The following is a 24,174-nucleotide window of genomic DNA, read 5'->3' on the forward strand; positions in this document are numbered from 1 at the left end:
AAAATTTCTTTTTAAGTATCTATAATTAAAATTTTTTGAAGAAAAAATCTTTCAGATATATCAGAAAATGTCTAACATAGGTTCTTTTCAATTATATATGTCTTATTCTTGCGATAACGACGAAGTTAATGTAGGGAAATCATGTCAAGAAAGTGTCCACTTACTGGAAAAAGACCTCGCCGTGGCAATAGCTGCACCATCCGAGGTATTGCAAAAAAGAAAAAAGGAATTGGTTTAAAAGTTACCGGGAAAACCCCACGTCGTTTCTTCCCTAATATGGTTACCAAGAGACTTTGGTCTACGGAAGAAAATAAGTTCCTTAAACTTAAAATCTCAGCCTCTGCCCTACGTCTTATCGATAAGCTTGGCTTAGAGAAGGTAATAGCAAGAGCTAAAAGTAAAGGCCTATAATTTTTATAACAAAGGGGAATAACCATGTCTTCTTTAAGGCGTCTCGTTTCCCTTTTGCGATCTCAAAATGACCTCATTGATATCTTTGCTCCTGTAAATCCTTATTTGGAGCTTCCCGAGATTCATCGTAGGGTTATTGAAAGTCAAGGTCCCGCTCTTTTATTTCATAATGTTCGAGGGGCCTCATTTCCTGTTCTTACAAATCTATTTGGCACTCAAAAACGTGTAGATCAAATCTTTTCTAGAGTCCCTAAAGATTTAATACCTCAGGCTATTCGTTTATTATCTTCTCCTCCTAAGATATCTCAATTATGGAAAAATCGTAATTTGTTACTTAGAGGATTATCTCTAGGATTACGTAAAGCGCGTTTCTCAAAGTTTCCCTATAAAAAAATGGCTTCTGTAGATCTACATCAGCTGCCTATGCTAACGAGCTGGCCAGAAGATGGCGGTGCTTTTCTTACACTTCCTTTGGTTTATACAGAATCTCCTAGTTCTAAAATTCCTAATTTAGGGATGTATCGCATGCAAAGGTTTGATAGCGATACCTTAGGACTGCATTTCCAAATCCAAAAAGGAGGTGGTATGCATTTTCATGAGGCGGAACAGAATAATAAAAATCTTCCAGTTACTGTGTTTTTATCAGGAAACCCTTTTTTGATACTCTCTGCAATAGCTCCCCTACCTGAAAATATCTCAGAGCTTCTCTTTTGCACATTTTTACAAGGATCAAAATTACGCTATAAAAACGATCCCGATACACCACACCCTCTAATCTATGATTCTGAATTTATCCTTATTGGAGAGGGTATTTGCAACATACGAAAACCTGAAGGACCTTTCGGAGATCATTTTGGCTACTACAGCCTTCAACATGACTTCCCGATTTTTAAATGTAGAAAAATCTATCACCAAAAAGATGCTATTTACCCTGCTACAATTGTAGGTAAACCCTATCAAGAAGATTTCTACTTAGGAAATAAGCTTCAAGAATACCTCTCACCCCTATTTCCTATGGTCATGCCAGGAGTACGTCAACTAAAGAGCTATGGTGAAGCAGGATTTCATGCGTTAACAGCTGCTGTTGTTAAAGAGAGATATTGGAGAGAATCTCTAGCAACATCTTTAAGAATTCTTGGAGAAGGACAATTATCATTAACAAAATTCCTAATAGTAACAGATCACTACGTTGATCTAGATAACTTTCCTAAACTTCTAGAAACAGTATTATCACGCATTATTCCCGAACGTGACCTGCTTATCTTCTCAGAAACATCAAATGATACTCTAGATTATACAGGACCTAAATTGAATAAAGGTTCTAAAGCTATTTTCATGGGTATAGGCCCAGTAATTCGTGATCTTCCGTATAAATATCAGGGAAAAATCATCCCTAATATCACCGATATAGGAAGTTTTTGCCCAGGTTGTCTCGTTCTTCAGACTGAATTACAACAATTAAATATCAACATGTTATTAGATAATACTGATCTTTATTCGTGGCCATTCATTGTCCTAACAGAAAATCTCCAAGAGACATTAACAAGTCCTAAAAATTTCCTATGGAAAACATTCACACGTGCTGCTCCTGCGACAGATTTGCATGTACGTTTCAATAAAGTCGTTAACCACAGACCTCAATACACCTTTCCTATTATCCTTAATTCCCTAATGAAGCCTCACTATCCTAAAGAAGTCGAAGCTGACGAAGACACTATCCAAAAAGTTTCTTACCGATGGAATGAGTATTTCCCTAAATATTCATCTAAGTTATTCTAGCTGATTTATTAAGTTTTCTTTAAAAATGATGATTTTTTTATAACAAAACTATTATTACTAATTTTTAAAAGAAAAATACTAAATCCAATTAAAGCTATGAAAAAGAAAACAAATTCGAAATTAAAAATTATTTTAACTGTAGGATCACTACTATTCTTTGGTGTTCTTACGAAATCTCAAACTCCCGATACATTTCAAACTTTTACTGCTTCGCAAGAGCCTGTGATTTATTCCAAACAGTGTGGTGATGATTCCCTTAAGGTAATCTGTGACGCCATAGATTCTGCAGAAAAAAGTATATTTCTTCGTATTTATCGTCTGAGCGCTCCTGAGATTTTTTCAAGCCTCGCCAATCAAGCTAATGCAAAACGCAATGTCGCCATTCACTATGAAAAAATGGCAAAAATTCAAGAATTCCCTAAAAACAAGCATGTGACATTAGTCGAACATCCTTCTGAAGGAAGAAAGCTAATGCATCAAAAAGCCCTAGCAATAGATGATAAGCAAGTTTGGCTAGGATCGGCAAACTATACACATGTTTCCTTTCTTCAAGATAGCAATTTAATCATTGGTTTAAAAAGTAAGGAACTTTGTCAATATATTAAGAACGAGTCTTGCGGAAACTGTGTTGTCGATGGTCAAAATGTACAATATTTCTCTCTACCAGGTGATCAGGGAAAAGCATTGTCAGCCGTATTACAAACACTAAGAACTGCAAAGAAAACCATCCGATTAGCCATGTTTGCCCTAACCTATCCTCCCGTATTTCGTGAGCTTAATGAGGCTAAAAAACGCGGTGTAGACGTAAAAATTTTGATTGATAAAGATTTTAAGAAATTGTCAATCAAGCAGATTCAAGCTTTAAAAGATTCCAGTCTGACACTACACACGAAAACAACTCGTTATCGTCTACATCATAAATTTGCGATTGTAGATCAAAAAATTCTGATTGCAGGATCTGTGAATTGGTCAGAAGCCGGATTTTGTATAAATTCCGAAGACATGCTTATCCTAGATAATCTTACAGATAAACAGGTGAAAAAATTGAATAGAATCTGGGAAGATCTAGAGAAACAAAGCGCTCTTTCTTACCCGATTAGTGATGAGGATCAAAAAGTCATTCAACTGCCTAAAGAAAAACGTGCTGCCTAGCATTCGTCATCTTTATTCCAAAACAATAGAGAAGCCATATCCAAGACACCTCTATTGCGGGCAATAACCCAAGCTTCTGCGGCATTAGCAATAGCCTGAGCTGCAGACGCCCCTATTTTTACCGGTTTCTTACTTCTAGCAATATTGAAAGTCTTCTCTTGTTTTTGAGATTCACGATCTTCTTGGCTATCTTCGTCTTCTTTAAATCCCGCATTTTTCAAACTTCTAAAATCTAAATCTACATTGCGCAATTGGGATAGAAGAACCTTTGCCTGTTTACGATTGAGAATTTTAAAGCGATGCCTTCTCTGCCTTTCATCTTTCTCTTGATCAGCAATAGCCAATAAAGCCAAGCGCATAGCTTCATTTTTAGCTATTTCATCAGAGATCTTCTGATTTAATGGTATATTGCTATGAGGATCTTTACTCACTCCCTGAGGAGGAAATGCTCCGTAAGGATCAAAAGGTAGTATGCGCACTTTAAACTCCCTAATCTAATTCCATAGATTTGCCTTTTTCATCTTTATCAGAAAAACGCCTGTTATTTCGATCCTGGTTTTGTCCCGAAAATCCTCCACCAGTTCCTCCTCCATCATCATGGACAGAAGCGGCCTCTGGCTTCCCTTGCACCCCAAGACGCGATGAGGAAGCAAATGGTTGCGGAGGTCTAAAAATTAAGGGCGGGTCTATAGCCACGTTACGGTATTGATAAATTAAAGGATCTGGAGGTGCTCCAGGGCCTTTACGCTTCTCCACTTCATGTTTATATTCAGATAAAGAGCGCGGCAGTGGTGCTAGCAGAGATATTCCTTGATGAGAGGAAAATAAATATGCTGAACTTACCGTATCAAATCCCGTTGATCCTGCAGAGGCATCATATTTCGGTTCAGGGTTTTCTTCAGGAACTGGTAAAAATACTGGGTCATTATCCGACAAACCAGAAAAACTTACAGTCCCCTTGTCACTCAAATCCAGAATACTACCATTAGAAGAGGGATCGGCAGGAAATCGGTAAGGTTTTTCACTATGATCTGTAAATAACGGAAAACTTTTTATCACATTTCCTGATTTATCTATAGATGAAAAATCCGTATGTCCTTGATTACTAGAGACTCCCATAGGAGAATGCTCCGGTTTATCGTTATAACTTTGCGTCACTGTCCCAGAAAATTTTGGAGGGGGAAAGCTTGTACTTCCCTCCGACCATGTGGCTCCTAAAGGCACATAAACAGATGCGGGAGCCCCGGAAGACAGCAAGCTTTCCATCATTTTTGCTATAGCAAGCTGGTCTTTTAAAAGATCTTCTCGACTTTCTTTCTTTTCAGCTTCTTTCGCAGAGGTTTCTAAAATCCCTGATCCCTCTAAGTCCACATCTTCAACTTTTCCAGCATCACGACCTGAATCAATAATTTTTGTATTTTTTGAGGTATTTTCTACACGCATATCTGTAATAAGACTGCGATTTTCTAAATCCGATAGATCTACCATGCCCTCATTACCAACAAGAGAAGCTCTGCGCAATAAAGAAGAGGTCTCTATATTTGGATCTAAGATTGTACTAATCATTTCTCCACCTAGGCGATTCACGGTCCAGGCAGTCACTGTAGACTCTGTTATCGATGCTCTAGCCATCTGAAATGAACCAAATGAAGCTATTGAAGAGGTTTCTGCAGCACTGATATCCTCCCTTGATATCGAGAATGAGGATAACGATGTGGATCGTAATGACCCTAAAGAAAGCATAGAAACGTCAGAAGAAGTGTCACTAATTCCAGATGCATCTAAATAAAATCCCTGCATTTCTGGAGAGATACGATTCCCCTTCTTACTGACCATTTCCATATCGCTGGGCAACATGGATCTTCCTTCTCCATCGGCCTCTGCCTTGCGAGCAGAAATTCTAGAGGCCCTTGTGCCAAACCCCGAGAGGAATCCCTGAACACTAGCTCGAACTTTGGAAAAGGCACCTCGTAATTTTGATTTAGGAGATGACGAGGCTTTTTCCTGGGTCTTTCTATATTTTCCCTCATTAATCTGGAGATCAGTCTCGTAATTCGCACTGGCCCCAGACTGGATTATAGCCTCCTGCTTTCTAGAAGAGGTCTCCTTTGTTTCAGAAAATACAGATTCTTTAGGACCCGATAATGACTCAGGTTGTTTCCCCATAATTGCGGGGTCCCATTTATCAGGTCCTGAAGGAGAAATATTGCTATTTCCAGAAATTGACATAATTTATTCTCAGAGTTTTTAAAAAAATACTCATTAGTTATGTTTTAATTTTAAAATAAAAAATAATTAATTCAAAAAAAAGAACTTAAGAAATAATTAAAAGAGAAAAAGACAAAAAAAAACGCAAGGTGGCGGCACCTTGCGAAAAAACCTAAAAATAAGGGAAGAGGGAAGAGAGCCGGTAGGCGCAAGAAAGTGCACCGCCGTCGTTCCAGATGAGGTACTCGTACCAAACTGTCCGGCAATATTGAGATTGTGGAGATCTCAATATTGCGGCAGCTTCTGGAGCGCAAAAATTAGCCCAGGCCACCCCCAGCCTTATTACGGGTTTGTCCCGTTCTGCAAGTTTTTATTAGCTTTTTGCGTTCATCCTTAAAGCTTTATGGAATACTTTCCAAAATTATTAATATCAGTAAAAACGAAACCATCCTGATAGTTAAAAATTAAAACATGATTAGAATCATGAGTTTTCCTACCTAATAGGGAACGCACTAAATTGTCATACTTCTCAGCACGATCGCGAAGTTGTTTTTGATCTTTGGAAATAAGGAACTTAGACTTCTTTCCTTTTAATTTTTTAGGCTTATTCAGAAGTTGCTCTGTCTTCTTCTGAATCACCCGAGACAAATCTCGTCTATTTCTTTTCTTTTTTGTCCCGCTCATAGAAATAAAAATTTTCTAATCAAACCTATAAATTAATTTTAGTTAAAAATTAATTAATTAAACAAAGTAATTAATTTAAATTAATAAAAATCTCTAACTAACAGAATGTTTGGATAAATAAGAAAAATAAAGAAAATATTAAGAAAATAAGAGAAAACAATCTTGAATCTTGATATGAACTTTAGTGAACCCATCTTGTATCCCCTCATGGACCGGTTAGTATCTCTTCAATGCCTTTCTCTCTCCGTATTGAGCTTCTTTATCTGTCCTCAATACTATCCTGACCTACGTCCAATTTTCTTTGCTCCCTATCTGGTAGCTAATTTTTATAGATTACCCAAAGAAGAAATACTGATTCATGCGTTAATTCTTGGATTATTTTGCGACATTGGATCTTCGTATTTATTTGGAATTCATACATTTCTATATATCATTACTTCAGCACTTCTCCATAAAATGCATAAAATCTTTCTTAATGATAGGTGGCTATCGATACCCATCATTAACTCTATATTTGCTCTAGTATTTTCCTATTTCTCCTATCCAACCCTCGCCTTTTTTAATCATAAAATTAATTGGAGTCTGCATTCCTTACTATTAGACGCAAAACACGCTTTTACTATTGATTTCATCTATAGCGGAATAATTTACCTACTCCCTTGTACAATAACTCAAGGAATCCGTAAGATGAGAGGCTTCTTAAGGAGTCGCTCATGTTACTAAAAGGTTCACCCGTTGCCGAGCGGGTCTTAGAAACAATCAAACAGGAAATCTCTAACAGCCCAACACCTCCCGGTCTTGCAGTAGTGTTGATCGGTAATGATCCTGCATCCGAAGTTTATGTTGGAATGAAGGTAAAAAAAGCTACAGATCTGGGTATGATATCCAAAGCTCATAGATTGCCTTCTGACGCTACTCTTACCGATATTCTTAAGCTTATTAACAGATTAAATAATGATCCTACTATTCATGGTATCTTAGTACAAATTCCCTTGCCCAAACATTTAGATGCAAATGCTGTGATTCAAGCTATTGCTCCAGAAAAAGATGTGGATGGTCTTCATCCTATTAATATGGGAAAACTTCTATTAGGACAGTTAGGAGGATTTGCTCCTTGCACACCCGCAGGTATTATTGAATTACTGAATTACTATGAGATTCCTCTTCTTGGACGTCATGTTGCTGTTGTTGGAAGAAGTAATATTGTTGGCAAGCCTTTAGCTGCCATGCTAATGCAAAAACATCCTTCAACAAACGCTACAGTGACCTTACTTCATAGCCAATCACAAAATCTTACTGAAATTCTAAAAACAGCGGATATTATTATTGCAGCTGTAGGTGTACCCTTATTTATTAAAGAAAATATGGTGTCTCCTCAAACTGTCGTTATTGATGTAGGCACATCACGAGTAACAGCAAATAATGATAAAGGGTACACATTAGTTGGCGATGTAGACTTCAATAATGTTGTTACCAAATGCCAAGCTATTTCTCCGGTACCTGGAGGCGTAGGACCTATGACAGTGGCAATGTTGATGAAAAATACATGGGAAAGTTACAAAAAATCCTCTTTATAATTCTATCCTCCTGGGTTTTTAATGGCTGCAGCGCCCCAAAGCTTACGACTTTGGAGGGAGAAAAAATGACAATGCCCTATCGTATTGTCATAGGGAAGTATCTATCAAATCAAGAAACCGAACAGTTACAAAAAGAAATCAATGCAGTCTTTCATGTTATTGATACTGTCTACAATAACTGGAATAGAGAATCGGAACTTTCAAAAATTAATCGCACACCTGCAGGAGTGGCCATTCCTCTATCTAAGGAATTATGTAATTTCTTAGAAATGGTAGATAACTTTTACCGCATATCTGGTGGCAGATTTGATCCTACTTTAGGACCATTGAAAACTCTTTGGCTGTTACATCTTAAGCAACATTCGATCCCCGATGAACAAGTATGGAAATCTTATTATGAACATTCAGGATGGAAGTATGTTGATCTTGATATAACCAACCAAACACTTACCAAAAAACACTCTGATCTACAACTTGATCTTTGTGGTGCAGTAAAGGGATTTGCTGTCGATTGTTTATTAGAAACTTGCCAGAGTTTTTGTTTTAATAGCTATGCAGAATGGGGAGGAGAAATTAAAATTTCAGGGTGCCATCCCTCAGGAAGGCTCTGGCGTATTGCTTCTTCAGCGACATCTGAAATCATAGAATTAAAAAATACCGCAGTTGCCACAAGCGGAAATTACCATCAACAATGGTCTGTAGATGGAAAAATCTATACGCATATCTTAGATCCCCATACGGGGAAACCCTTAGAATTACACAACTATCCTATTATATCTGCAACTGTCATGCATCCGAGCTGCGCGTTTGCTGATGCCATGGCTACAGTACTCATGACCTTCTCTACAAAAACAGAAGCTTTGGCTTGGGCTAAAGAAAATCATATCAAAGTATTCATCAACGATAACGCTTCATAGCAGATTCTACTTCTCGTTGTTTCTCTCTAGCGATAATCGATTGTCGCTTATCGTGAGCTTTCTTACCACGACAGCAGCCAAGACGAATTTTTACATACCCTCTAGAAAGAAACATTCCTAGTGGAATGATCGTTACTCCCTTCTGAGCTACCTTACCCTCTAATTTTCGAATCTCATATCTATGAAGAAGAAGCTTGCGTTTTCTTCGTTCCTCATGATTATAGATATTACCAAAACGATAGGGAGCAATGCTGGCATGCAATAACCACGCCTCACCCTTGGAAATAGCCACATAGGCATCACCAAGGTTTCCACCGTGATCACGCAACGATTTTATCTCGGTTCCGGTAAGCACAACTCCAGCTTCTAAAGTATCCAAAACCTCATAATTACGTAAGGCTTTGCGGTTAGAAACAATTTCCTTACTGGCCATAATTTTTTCCCATTTCTCAACATAGAGAGTTGGGAGGGAGTATAACAAAAAACCCAATTTTCTTTCTTGAACTTAGCAAGTAGCTAGATTAGAAAAATCCTAGGAAATATCTAGAAGACCATAAAATCCCTTTATAGTAATATCCTGCTTTATCCCGGGAAGCTCTCTCGAAGAGATCCTGAGGAACCCCTATTCTCTTAGGGGCAGGATTGAATTTAATGACTTACAGTTGTAGGAAAATATGAAGTTCGTCGTATCCCGAAATGAGTTAGGAAATCTTATAAAAAAAATCCAAAGCGTTGTTCCTCAAAATACTCCTATCCCTGTGCTTACCCATGTACTTATCGAAACATGTAACGATGAGCTTGTCTTTACCGCTACAGATCTTACGGTAAGTACCCGATGCGTAGCTCAGGCAAAAGTCTATGAATCTGGCGCCATTTCCATTCCCTCTAAAAGATTTTTTCAACTAGTAAAAGAACTAACAGAGGCTAATCTTGAAATCTCCGCAAATACTGGAGAAATGGCAAAAATCACTTCAGGGTCTTCTTGTTTCCGTCTACTTAGCATGGGCAAAGAAGATTTCCCTATGCTTCCCGATATCCAAAACTCCGTACGATTTACTCTCCCTGCAGAACAGCTTAGAGAAATGTTACAACGTACATCTTTCGCCGTTTCTCGAGAAGAAAGTCGCTATGTTCTTACAGGAGTTTTATTAACCATTGCTAATGGTACTGTCACTGTAGTAGGTACAGATGGAAAACGATTAGCAAAGACCGATGCCGAGATCTCTTTAGATAAAAGCTTTTCTGGCGATTACATCATTCCTATTAAAGCTGTTGAAGAAATTATTAAACTCTGTTCCGAAGATTCTGAAGCTACTATCTTCTTAGATCAAGCAAAAATTGCTGTAGAGTGTGGTAATACGTTATTAATTACCAAACTACTTTCTGGGGAATTTCCTGATTTTTCTCCAGTAATCTCTACAGAAAGTAGTGTACAGTTAGACCTTCACAGAGAAGAGTTAATTACCTTACTAAAACAGGTAGCGTTATTTACCAATGAATCTTCCCATTCCGTAAAGTTCACTTTTACTCCTGGCGAGCTCACTTTAACAGCAAACTGTACAAAGGTTGGTGAAGGCAAGGTTAGTATGGCAGTAAACTATTCTGGAGAGCTGTTAGAAATTGCCTTCAATCCTTTCTTCTTCCTCGATATCTTAAAGCATAGTAAAGATGAGTTAGTACGCTTAGGCATTTCAGATTCTTACAATCCGGGAATTATTACTGATTCTACCCGTAGCCTATTCGTTATTATGCCAATGAGATTGCATGATGATTAATGAAGATTATTTCCCTGCGTCTTAAAAATTTCAGGAATTATAAAGAAACTGAGATTTCTTTATCTCCAGATATGAATTACATTTTTGGAGAAAATGCTCAGGGCAAAACCAATCTTCTTGAGGCCCTTTATGTTTTGTCTTTAGGCAGGTCTTTCCGTACTACACATCTTACAGAGGCTATTTCCTTTGGCTCTCCTTATTTTTTTCTGGAGATGACCTTTGAAAAAGACGAATTTCCTCATACGCTATCTATCTATGTAGATAAGCAAGGGAAAAAGATTCTTTGTAACCATTCCCCTATAAAAACTTTATCACAATTGATAGGGATAGTGCCTATTGTTCTATTTTCCTCTAAAGATTGCTCTCTGATTTCTGGAGCTCCTGCGGACCGTAGACTATTTCTTAATCTACTTTTATCTCAATGTGATCCTCAATATAAACACTCCTTGTCTTATTATCATCGCGCCTTATTACAAAGAAACACTCTACTGAAAACCAAACAAACTTCCACGTTATCAGTTTGGAATGAGCAACTTGCAACTTTAGGTGCTTATCTAACGTTAAGCCGATACTCTTGCTGCGAACAATTAAATAAACTAGTTCAAGAATTATGGAATAATTCCTTATCAGAACAACTGCGTATTAAATTCAAAAGCTCACTAATTAAACAAGATAAGATTTCTCAAGAGATTATTGCTGAGGAACTTCGAAAACAACTAACAACAACACTACATCGTGATGTAGAATTAGGAACTACATCCGTAGGTCCTCATCGCGAGGACTTTACTTTAATGATTAATGATCTCCCCGTTGCACAATTCTCTAGCGAAGGGCAGAAACACAGTTTACTCGCAATTCTTAGACTCGCAGAATGTCTTTATATAAAAAACATATACAACGCATGTCCCTTATTCTGTATGGACGATATTCATGCAGGGTTAGACAATCACAGAATCTCACAATTACTCGACCTTGCTCCTACTCTAGGACAAACCTTAATGACCTCTACAAATACCCCTCATCAAACATTATCTGAAGACAGTAGGATCTTTTTGGTTAATCAAGCTCAAATATCAATTCATTCACATTCGATTATTAAATAGTAATTTTTATTACTTTTATAATTAATCGATTAATTATTTTTTAAAATAAGTTAATTAAACGCGCTGGTTTTTAATAAAAAACTTATTAAAATAATTATATCGGTGTGCAAATGAATAAATTATTATTAATTTTACTATTTTTAATATCTGGAACGTCCCTTTTAGCGGATACTTCTATAATTCAAACACTTCCTTCGGGAATTGGTGGAATTAGAGAAACATCTCAGCAAAAAGAGTCAGTAATCTGCGTTCACGCATTTTTAAGATCTTATAGGTCGTTAAAACCTATTGGTAATGTCTTAGAAAAAGAAAATTACGACGTATTTATCTGGAACTACGAAACGCGCAAATTTACATTAGAAAGACATGCGGATCATCTTGTTAAATTAATCAAAAAGATAGCGGAGTTAAAGCCGGGTGTTCCCATCAATTTTGTAACACATTCTATAGGAGGTGTTATTGTTCGAGTTGCCTTGGCTAAACCTGACTGCCCTCAAGAAGCAAAGTGTGGTAAAGCCATACTCATGGCTCCTCCAAATGCAGGATCTACATTAGCAAGACGTTACAGATCTTTAGCCATTGTGCAATTTATCTTTGGCGGAAAATTAGGTAGACAGCTACTTACCTATTGCCCAAGAAAAATGCTTGATGTCGGAAAGCTCCCTTCTACAGTAGAGGTTCTTATACTTAGTGGAAATAAGCGGAGTAAGTTTCTTCCCTTCCGTTTGGAATGTGAAAATGATGGAAAAGTATGTACGGTAGAGACTTGCTTAGACACTCCACACAAGGGTTATGTGATTAACACAAATCACACCTATATCATCACAAATAGGAAATCTATTTTTCTCATGAGGGAATTTCTAAAACATGGAAGCAAAACTGCAGCTATAGAACAAGTTCCTGAAGAAATAGAACAAAAGGTAAAGGAAAATAAACAAAAGAGCTCTAGACTAAATACGAGCAAAAACAAGGATATCTATGTTATCCATTGTTTTGGCTCTCATCCTTATAATCTTTATGGTTTTCCTAAAACCTGGAAACCTAACTCACAGCAAAAAAACGAAATAAATCCTGAAACGTTAGGAAAATAAAGAAGGCTATCAATAATAGAGAAAATGGGATTAACATTTTCTCAATAAGCTTCATATTCAAACGACGTCTTGAAATCATCTCCCAGAGGCAAAGCACAATATAGCCTCCGTCCAATACAGGAATCGGAAGAAGATTTAAAACCGCTAAATTGATGCTTACTAATCCAATCCAGAATAAAGCTTCAGAGATCCCTAAGGACCATCCTTTGTGTAGCATATGAACAATCCCTACTGGTCCTGACAACCACTGAGGGTTCAGTCGACCCACAACTAAAGCCTTCATAGTACGTAGACTATCTTTAGAGATATTAATGATTAAAGCATCTGGAGTCGGATTATACTTTACTGTCATATCCTTTAAAGGAATTCCAAGAGACAGTTTTTGTTTTTCTATTTCTATTCTATCTAGATAATAACGCTGTTGATCCTGATTCTTAAATTTTTTCGCCATTTCACGGCGTTTATTTAAAAGATCATCAGAATAAATGCTTATCCATGGTTTAGGTTGGATCGGAGATAATAAACGATATTGACCTGACTCACGCACTTCTTCAGCACTTCCTATTGAATTAATAATTGCCAATAGGCTTTTAGCATCATAAGAACGGATAAATTTCTCATCAGCAATTGAAGAGTCTACATCCTCTAATTGCTCGGGAGTCATTTTTTGAACAATTATGGATACCTTATGATTCTGGACCAAACGTAAAATATCAGTACTTCCACTAACAGGAGTACCATCTATAGCTAAAATACGATCTCCTAATTCTAATTTATCTTCCATAGGAGGAAATGGAGATTCTGGATCTATAGGCTGTAATTCCCCTTCTACATAACCGTAACTATTGATCATATAAGGTAAAGTATATAAAGAAGACCACTTACCTTTAATACCAGCTTCATACTGATTATCGATAAGTTCGTTCCTTACATAAGGAGATAGATATAATGTGCTCGCCAGCATCCTAGGAATGCGTAATGATAATTCCTTATCATAACGAGAAACTTTAACAAATGCATAGGTTTCATTAAGTATCTGAGAAACTTGCATCGGAGAAAATAAGATTTGTCCATCCATCCATACCAATCGATCGCCCGGTAATATATTTGCTGAATACATAGGAGATTCTTTTGAAATAGGCTCCTGATAACGGTATAAAAGATAGCTAGCTCCAGCAAGAGGGATACCATTCTTATTAACATCGAATTCTGTATCTAGGGAAAATTCAGTAGAAGTTTTTGAAAGATACGCGGGATGCACTCCCTTAAAAGATAGATGTCTGTCTAATAAAGCAGAGGTAATAGCATCCTTATCCGAATAATAGGGTTTGCCATTACATGTAAGAATCTCGTCACCAAGATTTAGACCTTTTTCTTTTAAAATAGGATTCACCCAACCAACAATACGAGAGTACTCAGAATAAGCTTTATTTCTACCCCCCGAGATATACAATGCACCAAAGGCAACAAAAGCCAATAAAATATTAGCTACGGGACCCGCAGCAAGAACAACGATTCTTTTCCATGGGGATTTGCTGAAGAAACCTTGAGGTATATCGTAAACAGAATCGGGGTCGGCATCTATACCCTTTTCTCTTTTATCCATTCCCTTGATACGAACATAACCACCAAAAGGGAAAATACCTACACGATATTCTATATTTCCAATTTTCTTTTTATATAAAGCCGGTCCAAAACCAATACTAAAACTCTCAACAGCCATACCTACAGACTTGGCTGCTAGTAAATGACCCAATTCATGGATCAATACCAAAACCCCCAAAGCAAGGGCTGCAAGAATAAAATATATTATTGTCATATACGTACCGGGTTATATCTCTTGAGCAAGGGCCCGAGCTTCTTTATCAACAGCAAAGACATCGTCTAATGAATTGCACGAAGAAACTCGATAATTTTCCATAAGCCTTGTTAACTTATTTAGAATATCGCACCAAGCAATTTCCTCTGTTAAAAATCTTTGAACTAAGACCTCGTTAGCGGCATTAAAAAATGGTCCCGAGGATCCTTTCTCTTTTAATACCCATCTAGCCAAACCAATACTTGGAAAACGATCCTCATCTATAGGAAGAAACTCTAATGTTTGTTTTACAGAAAAATCTATCCCTTTGTGAGGTGCTGGACAACGTTTTGGAGTGGTTAATACATGTTGTATGGGAAAGAGCATACTAGGGGGATTCATTACAGAAAGCACCGTCCCGTCTTGAAACTCTACCATACCATGAATTAAACTTTGAGGATGAATTACAGCATCTATCTCTGCATTTTCCAATCCAAATAACCAATAGGCTTCTATTATTTCCAAGCCTTTATTTATCAATGTCGAAGAATCCACAGTAATCTTAGCCCCCATATTCCATATAGGATGCTTCAATACATCTTCAATAGTTACACGATTTAATTCTTCTCTAGATTTGTATAATAAAGGGCCGCCAGAAGCAGTTAGCATTAACTTTTTTACTTCCGAAGCATTCCTCCCCTCTAAACATTGATATAGGGCGTTATGTTCACTATCTATAGGCAAAATTGTCGTTTGATATTGCTTAGCAATCCCTTTGATAATCTCACCAGCAGACACTAAAACTTCTTTATTCGCTAATGCCAGGGTTTTCCCCAATTTCATTGCTTCTATAATTGCCGGTAAAGCTACAACACCTGAAGATGCGGCAACAACAGTATCAATTTCTACAGCTGTAGCAGCTGCTAATAACCCTTCTTCACGAAGAAATACTTTGATACTAGGAAATTCTTTACGAATTTCAAAATAAATTGGTTCGTCATATACAGAAACTATAGAAGGAGAAAATTCTCGAATTTGTTCGAAAAATAAATCCTTATTATTACCGTATGAAGCAAGAGCGACCACATTGAACAAATGAGGAAGAGACCGAATAATTTTTAAAGTCTGCTGCCCTACACTTCCAGTGGATCCGAAAATGGCTAAATGTTTCAAATAGTAACCTTAACAAATTGAAAAAAAAATCATAACTCCTAGATTAGAGAGTTGTCAATTCTGTATTCAGGCTATTTTTGAATAAAATCTTTTATAGGCTAACTTCTTTCCATAATGAAATAAAGACACAACAATATAAAAAGCCATTAATATAAAAACTGAAATGCCTGAAGTTGATAATCCCACGCCATATGATGTTAAAATTGCTCTAGAACATGCAGGAGCAGCTAATGCTGTAAGAGCACCGAAAATTAAAGACCAAAAAAGCATCCCTCGCACAGAGACAACAAAAATTTTCGCAATAAGTCCAGGAATTAATAAGAAAGCTAACGCCATTAAAACTCCCACTGCCCTAAATGCTCCTACTAAACTTGCTGACAATTGTAAAATAATTAAGTAATCAATGATTTTTACAGGGATTCCTAAAGAAGAGGAGAATACAGAATCAAAAGAAACACACACAAAACTACGAAATCCAATCACAGAAACAAATAGATTAACCAAAAGAATAGTATACACAGGAAAAATATCGCTACGAGTTAATGAATCTGCATTACCTAAAATAAGTTCAGTTCCTATATGTGCATTACGTGTTAGAAATACTAAAAGCAGCAAACTCATTGAAAATAACAAAGAGAATACCAGAGCCGTACTAGCCTCTTCAGGAACCTGAAAAATATTTCTTATAAAATGAATAAGAAAACCAGTAAGTAGGGCCGTTGAAACAGACGCCAGAGTGAGGGTTCCCAAAGATAATGACGTTAATTGATGAGTGAATAAACAAATACTCACTAAGCCAAATAATACTGTATGAGAAACAGCATTAGCATACATCGCCATCTTCTTTAAAACTAAAAAACTACCTACAAATGCTCCAGAAAGAGCAATGGCCAAGAATACTACAACCTGAATATCATCGATAAACAAGTGTCCTAGAAATAGTTCTCCAGAAAAGAATCTTGAGAAAAATACAACGAAAAATTGAATAAAGGAAACCCCATGATATGGGGAAAAGGCTCCTATCATAGTTCCTCCTTTTTTTTTGGTTTTTCTGGAATTAATTTATCATGTGGATCGTAATGAGGATTATCTAATATTTCTGTAATTGCATAATCTAATTCATCTGTTAAAACATGCTCCATTTCTTCTGCGAAACCGTGAACATCTTCTTCCTTGAATTCTAGAGAATGTACAAGATAGCATTCCCATAATCTGTGAGCTCGAACTAATCTTTTTGCTCTGATCTTTCCTTTTTCACTAAGACTCCAGCGATAATCTCTATGTTTTAAAAACCCCTGATATTCAAGAAGCCAAATTCTAAATCTTGGAAAAGGCCTAGGTCCAAAATATTCTTGATATTTATGAGAACAAACAAAATCACGTGCACCGACCTCGGGTAATTGATCTTCTAGTAAATACCAAAATACTTTCAGCAAATGCTCTTGATTCTTAGAAAACGAGAAGTGTTTCCTACGTATATAGCGTATTGCCCATCCTGATTTTGGAGAAAACATCAAACACAGGAAGGTTAAACAACCGGATATAACAACAACGAGTGGACCTGTAGGTAAAGTGATTACACCTGCATGTCCAGAAACATTACAACTAAAAGCGACTGAAATATAACTACCGAGAGCACCACAGATTCCTCCAAATACACAGGAAAGAAGGAAAATAACATTTAACCTATCAGATAATTGACGAGCTGCCAAGGAAGGCGCAACAAACATAGAAGATATCAATACAATACCTACAGAACGTACACCACTTACGATCACTAAGGAAATAAATATAAGAACAATGCTTCCAGAAATACGAGTGCTCAGTCCACAAGTTGAAGCATAATCTTTATCAAAGATAGTCACGACAATTTGCCGATACCACCACCACAAAGTCACTAAAGAGACAAGAAAAACGAAGGCTGCAAGTTTAGCTTCTACATAACCTAAAGTAGCAGCCTGTCCGTATAAATAGGCATTGATACGATTATATAATAAAGGGCAACAATCTTTCACATAACTGGCTAAAATAACTCCCACGCCAAAAAAAACAACGAGAACAAAACATAGAGAAGCATCCTTATGAACTCTTAATACTCTTTCTAAAAATACTATGATTCCATAACCAGAAATAGCAGCCAGACAACCAAAAACAATCACTAAAATAATAGAATCTGTGAAAAAAGATACTTTATAACTTAATAAAGCCCCCAGAAGTAGTCCTGGGTAAGAAGCATGAGAAAGACTTTCGCTTAGAAGAGGTTGTCTACCTACAAGTAGCAGAGTCCCCCATAAAGCAGTGGTCATACAAATTAAAGTAACAGCTAAAAAGCTCGATAAAAAAATAGAATCAATAAAAACACAATCGAGCATTTAATACGCTCCTTGTTGCTTTCCCCTGGATAATTTAAGAGTGCGATCTAAAAGCTCTAGTTCACAACCATAGGCTTGAAAAATGTTTTTGTTAGTTAAACATTCATCAACGGGTCCGGAACAAATAAGATGCTTATTTAGTAAGATAATGTGATCAAATAATTGGCGTACATGACTCAGGTCATGATGTACAACAACAATAGTTCGTCCTTGTTCTTGCAAATCACGCAATACATCTACGACAGTCTGATACGAAGCCATATCTATAGCAGAAAACAATTCATCCATAAGATATAGATCTGCTTTTTGCATAAGAGCTCGAGCAAGGAATGCTCTTTGTTGCTGCCCACCCGATAGCTTTCCTATTTGTCTATTGGCTAAAGCAGATAAACCTACACGCTCTAAAATATTGTAAGCCTCCTTACGATCATCAGCTGTTATTCTTCCCCACATCCCCTTATATCCATAGCAACCCATGAGAACAAGATCTAGAACTGTCATAGGAAAATCCCAATCTACACTAGCTCTCTGTGGCATATAGGCAACACGCTGATGTACTTTTTTAAACTTATTTCCAAAAAATAAAGTATGGCCCGCAGAGGGTCGTATTAATCCGAGTGAAGTTTTTAAAAGAGTACTCTTTCCCGCACCATTGGGGCCTAAAACTGCTGTCAAGGATCCTCTTCTTAAAGAAAAGGAAACATGGCATAAAACATCTGAATGATCGTAGTTCACGCATAGATCATGTACTGACCAAGCAATTTCATTTTGTCTATTCAAGAAATAGTTCCTCCTAGCTCCTCAGTAATTGTACAAACGTTATGCTTAAACGTACTCAAGTAGTCATTTTTAACATTATCGCTATATAAAGGGCGGCTTGCCAAGCGGACACTATGTCCCTTTTTCAAACATGAAGCAATTTTTTTAAGTGCGTCTTGATTTAAAGTATCTTCAGGAAACATAACAGTAACATTATGTTCATGGATATAATCTACAACGAGCATGATATCGCGAATACTAATTTGAGCTTCAGGGGATATTCCTTCAGGAGAAATGCACCTCTTATTCCAAATATTGGCCTTCACCTCCTCTGGAGTCGCTAGATAACGTCTTGTGAAATAACTAAAAGCATTGTGACCTGAAACCAAATATCTAGATTCTTCAGGTATTGTAGATAAACACCTTTTAGCCCAACTATCCAACATTTGCATTTCTTCTATTAATTCCTTGGAATTAGCAGCGAACTCTTTTTCGTATTCTGGAAATTCAGAAATTAAAGCACCGGCTATCTCTCTAGTTCCCTCTGTCCAAATACTAATATCTGTCCAAATATGCGGGTCATAGAATCCGTCTTCTTTCAAAGGAGAAAATACTTCTCGGGCTATTAATCGTTCTCCTATATTCACAACTTTAGGATTATCTTCTAAATGCTTGCGTAAGCTTGCTGTATGTTCTAAACCAAGACCATTACAGAAGATGAGTCTACTCATTGCCATCTTATCTTCATCACCTTTGACCATTTCGTATGCGTGAGGGTCTATAGCACCATCGATAAGGACTATTGAACAAAGTTTATCTCCTACAATTCTAGACACACAATCATGTATCATCCGATTCATAGACAATACATAAATTTTATTATCACTATTGTGCACCTTAGAAGAAGAGCATCCGGAAACAATAAAAATTAAAACTAGGGAGATTGAAAGTTTTACTCTTTTGAACAGACGTGCTAACAACATATGCCTCCATTTAGGGAGATTATTCTCAAGAAATTAATAAAATCGGAACAATGAAAATCATAAGGTATATAAAAGAGACAAAAAAATCCCGCTATTTATTTAGAAAATCTGGCGTAAGAATTAATAAAGATGGAAACAATGAAAAGAAATCAGAAAAATGAATTTCATGTTTTTTGCATTTTATAAAATAAACAAAAAAAACAAGTTTCATGGCAATGAAAAGTCTTTTAATTATAAAGAAATAAATGTTATAGCAAGACTTCTTGTCCTTATGATTGTTTCTTTTAAAGTTATTTATGAAACAAAACGATCTTTTCCCGGAAAATAACATTGCGAAAAAAAGCAAAATCCAACATAAATTACGTCTCTAAATAAACAGAACTTTAATTTTATTTTTCTAAACGTTAAATTGAAAGTATGCCAAATTCTTTCTTATAAAATTTATAAAGTAAGCATCGATTAATTTTTACGAAGATTTAGCAAGTTATAAAGGTGGGTTTCATGGCCGTAGAACAGTCGAATATAAATGAAGAAATAGAAAAACTGATCTTAAAAGCTATTAGAAAGGTCTGCGGAGATAAGGAAAACGATTTATGTCGCTATCTTCCTGGACCGAGTGGTGGCTATATGCACCATTTTACATTAAAAAAAATGAAAAGCGCCGCCCCCGAACAGTTTCTAAAAATGTTAAAAACATTTATTTTAGAATCTGATTCACCACGAGCCATTAATCCAAAACCTCGCGCCCCTAGAGGATCTAAAAAACGTAGAGACTTTATCAACTTCACAAAAACCGATATAGAACGTGTTCTAGAATTAGCTAGACAGGTAGGAGATAAAGACCTCTTAGCACGATTTAGCCCAAAAAAGCCCCTACCTTCTTTAAAAAGAGAGCTTATTCGTTCCATCCGTAATGGAGTGGTTAGTATTGAGCTGTGGAATGCATATGTAGAAGCTGTAAGAACTAATTCTTCAAGTTTAGATTCTCCCCAGTCTTTTGTTTAAAAAGACCTTAATGATCGGCTAGGTAAAGTAAATATTTTAGCCGATTTTCCCCAGTCTCTCGAGTGTTCTGGGAGAGCCTTTGGTTTCTCCTCTCCTTTTTTCTTGTCAATAGAGAAAAAAATTGGTATGCTAGAAGGCTAAAAAACTAAAAATTAATTGTTTTAAAGACAAAACTATTAATAACTTATAAATTATAAAACTAAGCTATTTCAGAGGGTAAATATGACACAAACAGCGGAAAAACCTTTTGGAAAATTGCGCTCCTTTCTTTGGCCAATACACATGCATGAGCTGAAAAAGGTGCTGCCAATGTTCCTAATGTTCTTCTGTATTGCGTTCAACTACACCGTATTGCGTGATACAAAAGACACTCTTATCGTAACGGCTCCCGGCTCTGGTGCAGAGGCTATACCCTTCATCAAACTGTGGCTTGTCGTTCCTTGCGCTGTTGTCTTTATGCTTATCTACGCCAAGCTAAGCAACATTTTAAGTAAACCTGCCCTCTTCTACACAGTTATCACCCCATTTCTTTTATTCTTCGCCCTATTTCCAACAGTAATTTATCCTTTCCGTCACATTTTGCATCCAACGGATTTCGCTGATAAATTACAAACTATCCTTCCTCAAGGATTGATGGGCTGTGTCGCGATGTTAAGAAACTGGACTTTTGCCGCATTTTATGTGCTTTCCGAGCTATGGGGAAGTGTTATGCTTTCTTTAATGTTCTGGGGTTTTGCTAATGAAATTACCAAAATCAGTGAAGCTAAGCGTTTCTATGCTTTGTTTGGAGTAGGCGCGAATATCGCTTTGTTAGCCTCTGGACGTTCTATTATCTGGGCTTCTAAGCTACGTGCTAGTGCTGCAGGCAACACAGATCCTTGGGGACTTTCTCTATATCTCTTAATGAGTATGGTTATTCTTTCCGGTGGTGTTATTATCCTATGCTACTGGTGGATGAACAAGTGTGTTCTTACTGATCCTAGATTCTATGATCCTAAAGAATTAAACAAATCTAAGAAATCTAAACCAAAAATGAGCATGAAGGAAAGCTTTGCCTATTTAGCAAGATCTCCTTACATGTTATTGCTAGCTCTCCTTGTTATTTGTTACGGGATTTGCATTAATCTAGTAGAAGTTACCTGGAAGAGTCAATTAAAGATGCAATACCCAAATGCTAACGAATATAGCCAATTTATGGGTAATTTCTCATTCTGGACCGGAGTCGTTTCTGTTATCGTAATGCTATTTATCGGTGGTAACGTCATCCGTAAATTTGGTTGGTTAACAGGAGCTCTTGTAACACCCGTCATGGTATTATTAACGGGCGTGCTTTTCTTTATTCTAGTTATCTTTAGAGATCAGGCTTCTGGAATCGTAGCTATGTTAGGCACCACACCACTAATGCTTGCTGTTATGGTGGGAGCTATCCAAAATATTCTATCTAAATCCACAAAGTACGCTCTCTTTGACGCGACTAAAGAAATGGCTTATATTCCATTGGATCAAGAACAGAAAGTCAAAGGAAAGGCTGCTATTGACGTGGTTGCAGCTCGTTTCGGCAAATCCGGAGGTTCTTTAATCCAACAAAGCCTTCTAGTGGTTTGCGGAAGTATCGGAGCTATGACTCCTTACCTAGCAGTAGCCCTCTTTGTGATTATTGCTGTATGGTTGGTCTCGGCAACGAAACTTAATAAGCTGTTCTTAATTCAATCTGCGATCAAAGAACAAGAACTTGCAGGAGAAGAAGCCTCTGTTGCTGCTGAAGCTGCTAGTTCTTCATCAACAATCCAGGGAACACCCGCTGTTGAGAATGCTTCTTCGTAATTGAAGTAAGGATCTTAATAGAAGAAATCCTCACCTGTGTTCACAAGTGAGGATTTTTTTTGTCTTTAAATATTTTCAGAGATTCTGGTTCTTATTCCAGTTTTTGAATCAACAACGTATCTATGAAAATTCGTAATATTCTTTAAATGAAAATCTATTTCTATTTTTTTCTTATGAAATCTCATTCGATGACTAAGATAGCCACAAATGTTGCTAATAGTATTAGTATCTTTTTGACTTCTATACCTTCTATATTGAGTAACATTTCTGTATTCTGAATAAGTTGATAAAGCTATGCCGGGTTCATAATTAGGATTAGATTCGTTAATAAAATCTTTTAAAAAACATCCCGCAAGTATTCGCATTCCTCGCTCAGGAGTAGATCTATCTATCCATGATAAAAATTGCCAAGAAGAAATTGGCATCGATCGAATAAGTAATAGTTGTCTCCAAGACAATCCGTGTAGACACATACATAAAAGAAGATTTCTTACTTCTTCTTCTGTAAATTGTACACGAAACTCTATTGATGTCTTATCTTTATCTTTTTCACTGATATATCTACTATAATCCCCCTGGCAAATAATCAATAATCTATCAACTATCATTGCTACATCTTGATGATTCCAGGTATTATTTTTAATATGACGCATCAAACAAGAATATTCTGATTCATTTATTTCTTGAACAAGTCCATACAAATGTAGGGTGAAAATTGTTTGTGGTTTTAAATTATTATCAGAAGATTGATGAATCAGACCTAGTTCAGAAAACCAATAGGCTCCAGAATGACTCCAGCTTCGTCTTATTTCATTTTGATTTAACACTTCATCATCACCTAACTCTATAAAACGTTTCATCCAATATAGAGGGCAATTTTCTACAAATAAGTCATCCAAATTAAGAATCTCCTGGTTCCTGATTTCTCTATCTAAATCGTCAACACCGAAAGCTTCTATAGCACTTCTTAACTGTGAAGAAAGTTTATCCAAATTATTCTTAACTAATGAGTCTTGATATCCTCTGAAATCAGAAATAGAAGTTATCAACTCTCTAAATCTCATAATATCTAAGTCCTGAGTGGTTACTAAATCAAAAAAAACCTTAGGGAATTTTGATTTAATCACCTGGCGAAACCCTAAAGGAATTTGGATGTTTTTTGGTTGCGAATGCTTAATTATAAGCTGCGCGGTGACAAAAGATAGAATACACCAACCTAAACCACCGAGGAGTAAAGAAACGGTAAGATTCATTGATGAGGGTAAAGTTGATAAAAAAATCAGACCTGCAACAATACATAAAATACTCGAAACAACGAGTACAATTATTTGAAATATTGTCGGTCTCTTCGATTGCATGTATCGACAAACCACTTCTTGTTTCGGAAGTGTTTGGAGAACAAAAAGATTCGAAGATCTCATGAGTCATACTAAATGAAATAAAAATCAAAATATTAAATTATAATTATTGAATTTCTAGATTTTTATATTTACAACACAATGTTCTGAAAACAATAAAACATGTAAGTTGCAAATACAAGTATTATTCTATTTTGATCTTCGT

22 protein-coding genes are annotated in these 24,174 nt (G+C 36.5%); 11 read left to right on the plus strand and 11 right to left on the minus strand.

The window, feature by feature from the left end:
• Nucleotides 1–141: 141 nt before the first annotated feature.
• The 3 genes from rpmB (at nucleotide 142) to O1W70_RS00580 (ending at nucleotide 3,342) form a co-directional block, all read left to right on the plus strand.
• Nucleotides 142–411 (plus strand): 50S ribosomal protein L28, encoded by a 270-nt coding sequence (rpmB, locus tag O1W70_RS00570; RefSeq protein WP_332381398.1) that lies wholly within the window; start codon nucleotides 142–144, stop codon nucleotides 409–411.
• A gap of 24 nt (nucleotides 412–435) precedes the next feature.
• Entirely contained in the window at nucleotides 436–2,190 is a 1,755-nt protein-coding gene (locus tag O1W70_RS00575; RefSeq protein ID WP_332381397.1) for a menaquinone biosynthesis decarboxylase, read from the plus strand.
• 96 nt (nucleotides 2,191–2,286) lie between these two features.
• Nucleotides 2,287–3,342: a phospholipase D-like domain-containing protein gene (locus O1W70_RS00580; RefSeq protein ID WP_332381396.1), complete on the plus strand. Its 1,056-nt coding sequence runs from the start codon at nucleotides 2,287–2,289 to the stop codon at nucleotides 3,340–3,342.
• Here O1W70_RS00580 and O1W70_RS00585 read toward each other — a convergent pair.
• The 3 genes from O1W70_RS00585 to ltuB all read right to left on the minus strand — a co-directional run bounded on the left by O1W70_RS00585 (nucleotide 3,339) and on the right by ltuB (nucleotide 6,234).
• Nucleotides 3,339–3,821 (minus strand): hypothetical protein, encoded by a 483-nt coding sequence (locus O1W70_RS00585; RefSeq protein WP_332381395.1) that lies wholly within the window; start codon nucleotides 3,819–3,821, stop codon nucleotides 3,339–3,341. The genes O1W70_RS00580 and O1W70_RS00585 overlap by 4 nt on opposite strands.
• Nucleotides 3,822–3,831: 10 nt before the next feature.
• Nucleotides 3,832–5,571: a hypothetical protein gene (locus O1W70_RS00590; RefSeq protein WP_332381394.1), complete on the minus strand. Its 1,740-nt coding sequence runs from the start codon at nucleotides 5,569–5,571 to the stop codon at nucleotides 3,832–3,834.
• A gap of 372 nt (nucleotides 5,572–5,943) precedes the next feature.
• Nucleotides 5,944–6,234, minus strand: coding sequence for a late transcription unit protein LtuB (gene ltuB / locus O1W70_RS00595; protein ID WP_332381393.1), 291 nt, complete (start codon nucleotides 6,232–6,234; stop codon nucleotides 5,944–5,946).
• Between the two features lie 207 nt (nucleotides 6,235–6,441).
• Between ltuB and mreD the strand changes: the two genes are divergently transcribed.
• From mreD to O1W70_RS00610, 3 genes are read left to right on the plus strand one after another with little or no spacing between them, the layout of a single operon-like run.
• Nucleotides 6,442–6,957: a rod shape-determining protein MreD gene (gene mreD / locus O1W70_RS00600; protein WP_332381392.1), complete on the plus strand. Its 516-nt coding sequence runs from the start codon at nucleotides 6,442–6,444 to the stop codon at nucleotides 6,955–6,957.
• A complete protein-coding gene (gene folD, locus O1W70_RS00605; protein WP_332381391.1) occupies nucleotides 6,948–7,811 on the plus strand; it encodes a bifunctional methylenetetrahydrofolate dehydrogenase/methenyltetrahydrofolate cyclohydrolase FolD in 864 nt (287 codons plus the stop codon). The genes mreD and folD overlap by 10 nt, the downstream gene beginning before the upstream one ends.
• Nucleotides 7,781–8,728: an FAD:protein FMN transferase gene (locus O1W70_RS00610; protein WP_332381390.1), complete on the plus strand. Its 948-nt coding sequence runs from the start codon at nucleotides 7,781–7,783 to the stop codon at nucleotides 8,726–8,728. The genes folD and O1W70_RS00610 overlap by 31 nt, the downstream gene beginning before the upstream one ends.
• Here O1W70_RS00610 and smpB read toward each other — a convergent pair.
• Nucleotides 8,709–9,161 (minus strand): SsrA-binding protein SmpB, encoded by a 453-nt coding sequence (gene smpB / locus O1W70_RS00615; RefSeq protein ID WP_332381389.1) that lies wholly within the window; start codon nucleotides 9,159–9,161, stop codon nucleotides 8,709–8,711. The two genes, O1W70_RS00610 and smpB, sit on opposite strands and share 20 nt — an antisense overlap.
• A 241-nt stretch (nucleotides 9,162–9,402) precedes the next feature.
• Here smpB and dnaN point away from each other — a divergent pair, with 241 nt between their 5' ends.
• The 3 genes from dnaN (at nucleotide 9,403) to O1W70_RS00630 (ending at nucleotide 12,697) form a co-directional block, all read left to right on the plus strand.
• Nucleotides 9,403–10,503, plus strand: coding sequence for a DNA polymerase III subunit beta (dnaN, locus tag O1W70_RS00620; protein WP_332381388.1), 1,101 nt, complete (start codon nucleotides 9,403–9,405; stop codon nucleotides 10,501–10,503).
• Nucleotides 10,503–11,606, plus strand: coding sequence for a DNA replication/repair protein RecF (gene recF, locus O1W70_RS00625; RefSeq protein WP_332381387.1), 1,104 nt, complete (start codon nucleotides 10,503–10,505; stop codon nucleotides 11,604–11,606). The genes dnaN and recF overlap by 1 nt, the downstream gene beginning before the upstream one ends.
• A gap of 110 nt (nucleotides 11,607–11,716) precedes the next feature.
• On the plus strand, nucleotides 11,717–12,697 hold the full coding sequence (locus O1W70_RS00630) for an alpha/beta hydrolase (protein WP_332381386.1): 981 nt from the start codon (nucleotides 11,717–11,719) through the stop codon (nucleotides 12,695–12,697).
• On the opposite strand, the gene O1W70_RS00635 is transcribed toward O1W70_RS00630, so the two are convergent.
• The 6 genes from O1W70_RS00635 to O1W70_RS00660 form a co-directional block, all read right to left on the minus strand.
• Nucleotides 12,648–14,516 carry a site-2 protease family protein gene (locus O1W70_RS00635; protein WP_332381385.1) on the minus strand — a complete coding sequence of 623 codons (1,869 nt, stop codon included), beginning with the start codon at nucleotides 14,514–14,516 and terminating at the stop codon, nucleotides 12,648–12,650. The genes O1W70_RS00630 and O1W70_RS00635 overlap by 50 nt on opposite strands.
• Nucleotides 14,517–14,528: 12 nt before the next feature.
• Nucleotides 14,529–15,668 carry a 1-deoxy-D-xylulose-5-phosphate reductoisomerase gene (gene dxr / locus O1W70_RS00640; protein WP_332381384.1) on the minus strand — a complete coding sequence of 380 codons (1,140 nt, stop codon included), beginning with the start codon at nucleotides 15,666–15,668 and terminating at the stop codon, nucleotides 14,529–14,531.
• A 66-nt stretch (nucleotides 15,669–15,734) separates the two neighbouring features.
• Nucleotides 15,735–16,694 carry a metal ABC transporter permease gene (locus O1W70_RS00645; RefSeq protein ID WP_332381383.1) on the minus strand — a complete coding sequence of 320 codons (960 nt, stop codon included), beginning with the start codon at nucleotides 16,692–16,694 and terminating at the stop codon, nucleotides 15,735–15,737.
• The gene (locus tag O1W70_RS00650) at nucleotides 16,691–18,040 is read right to left on the minus strand and encodes a metal ABC transporter permease (protein WP_332381382.1); all 1,350 of its coding nucleotides are present in this window, start codon (nucleotides 18,038–18,040) and stop codon (nucleotides 16,691–16,693) included. The genes O1W70_RS00645 and O1W70_RS00650 overlap by 4 nt, the downstream gene beginning before the upstream one ends.
• A complete protein-coding gene (locus O1W70_RS00655; RefSeq protein ID WP_332381381.1) occupies nucleotides 18,041–18,820 on the minus strand; it encodes a metal ABC transporter ATP-binding protein in 780 nt (259 codons plus the stop codon).
• Entirely contained in the window at nucleotides 18,817–19,782 is a 966-nt protein-coding gene (locus O1W70_RS00660) for a metal ABC transporter solute-binding protein, Zn/Mn family (RefSeq protein WP_332381380.1), read from the minus strand. The genes O1W70_RS00655 and O1W70_RS00660 overlap by 4 nt, the downstream gene beginning before the upstream one ends.
• A 501-nt stretch (nucleotides 19,783–20,283) precedes the next feature.
• Between O1W70_RS00660 and O1W70_RS00665 the strand changes: the two genes are divergently transcribed.
• Both O1W70_RS00665 and npt1 read left to right on the plus strand, forming a co-directional pair.
• Complete coding sequence (locus O1W70_RS00665; protein ID WP_332381379.1) at nucleotides 20,284–20,787, plus strand: hypothetical protein; 504 nt, start codon at nucleotides 20,284–20,286, stop codon at nucleotides 20,785–20,787.
• A 222-nt stretch (nucleotides 20,788–21,009) separates the two neighbouring features.
• Nucleotides 21,010–22,611, plus strand: a complete 1,602-nt coding sequence (gene npt1 / locus O1W70_RS00670) for an NTP/NDP exchange transporter Npt1 (protein ID WP_332381378.1) — start codon at nucleotides 21,010–21,012, stop codon at nucleotides 22,609–22,611.
• Nucleotides 22,612–22,676: 65 nt separating this feature from the next.
• Here npt1 and O1W70_RS00675 read toward each other — a convergent pair whose 3' ends face one another.
• Nucleotides 22,677–24,032, minus strand: coding sequence for a DUF1389 domain-containing protein (locus O1W70_RS00675; RefSeq protein WP_332381377.1), 1,356 nt, complete (start codon nucleotides 24,030–24,032; stop codon nucleotides 22,677–22,679).
• Between the last annotated feature and the right edge of the window lie 142 nt (nucleotides 24,033–24,174).

Origin of the sequence: Chlamydia sp. 16-02, from assembly GCF_042235055.1 — a bacterium.
In the GTDB taxonomy this organism is placed as follows: Bacteria; Chlamydiota; Chlamydiia; order Chlamydiales; family Chlamydiaceae; genus Chlamydia.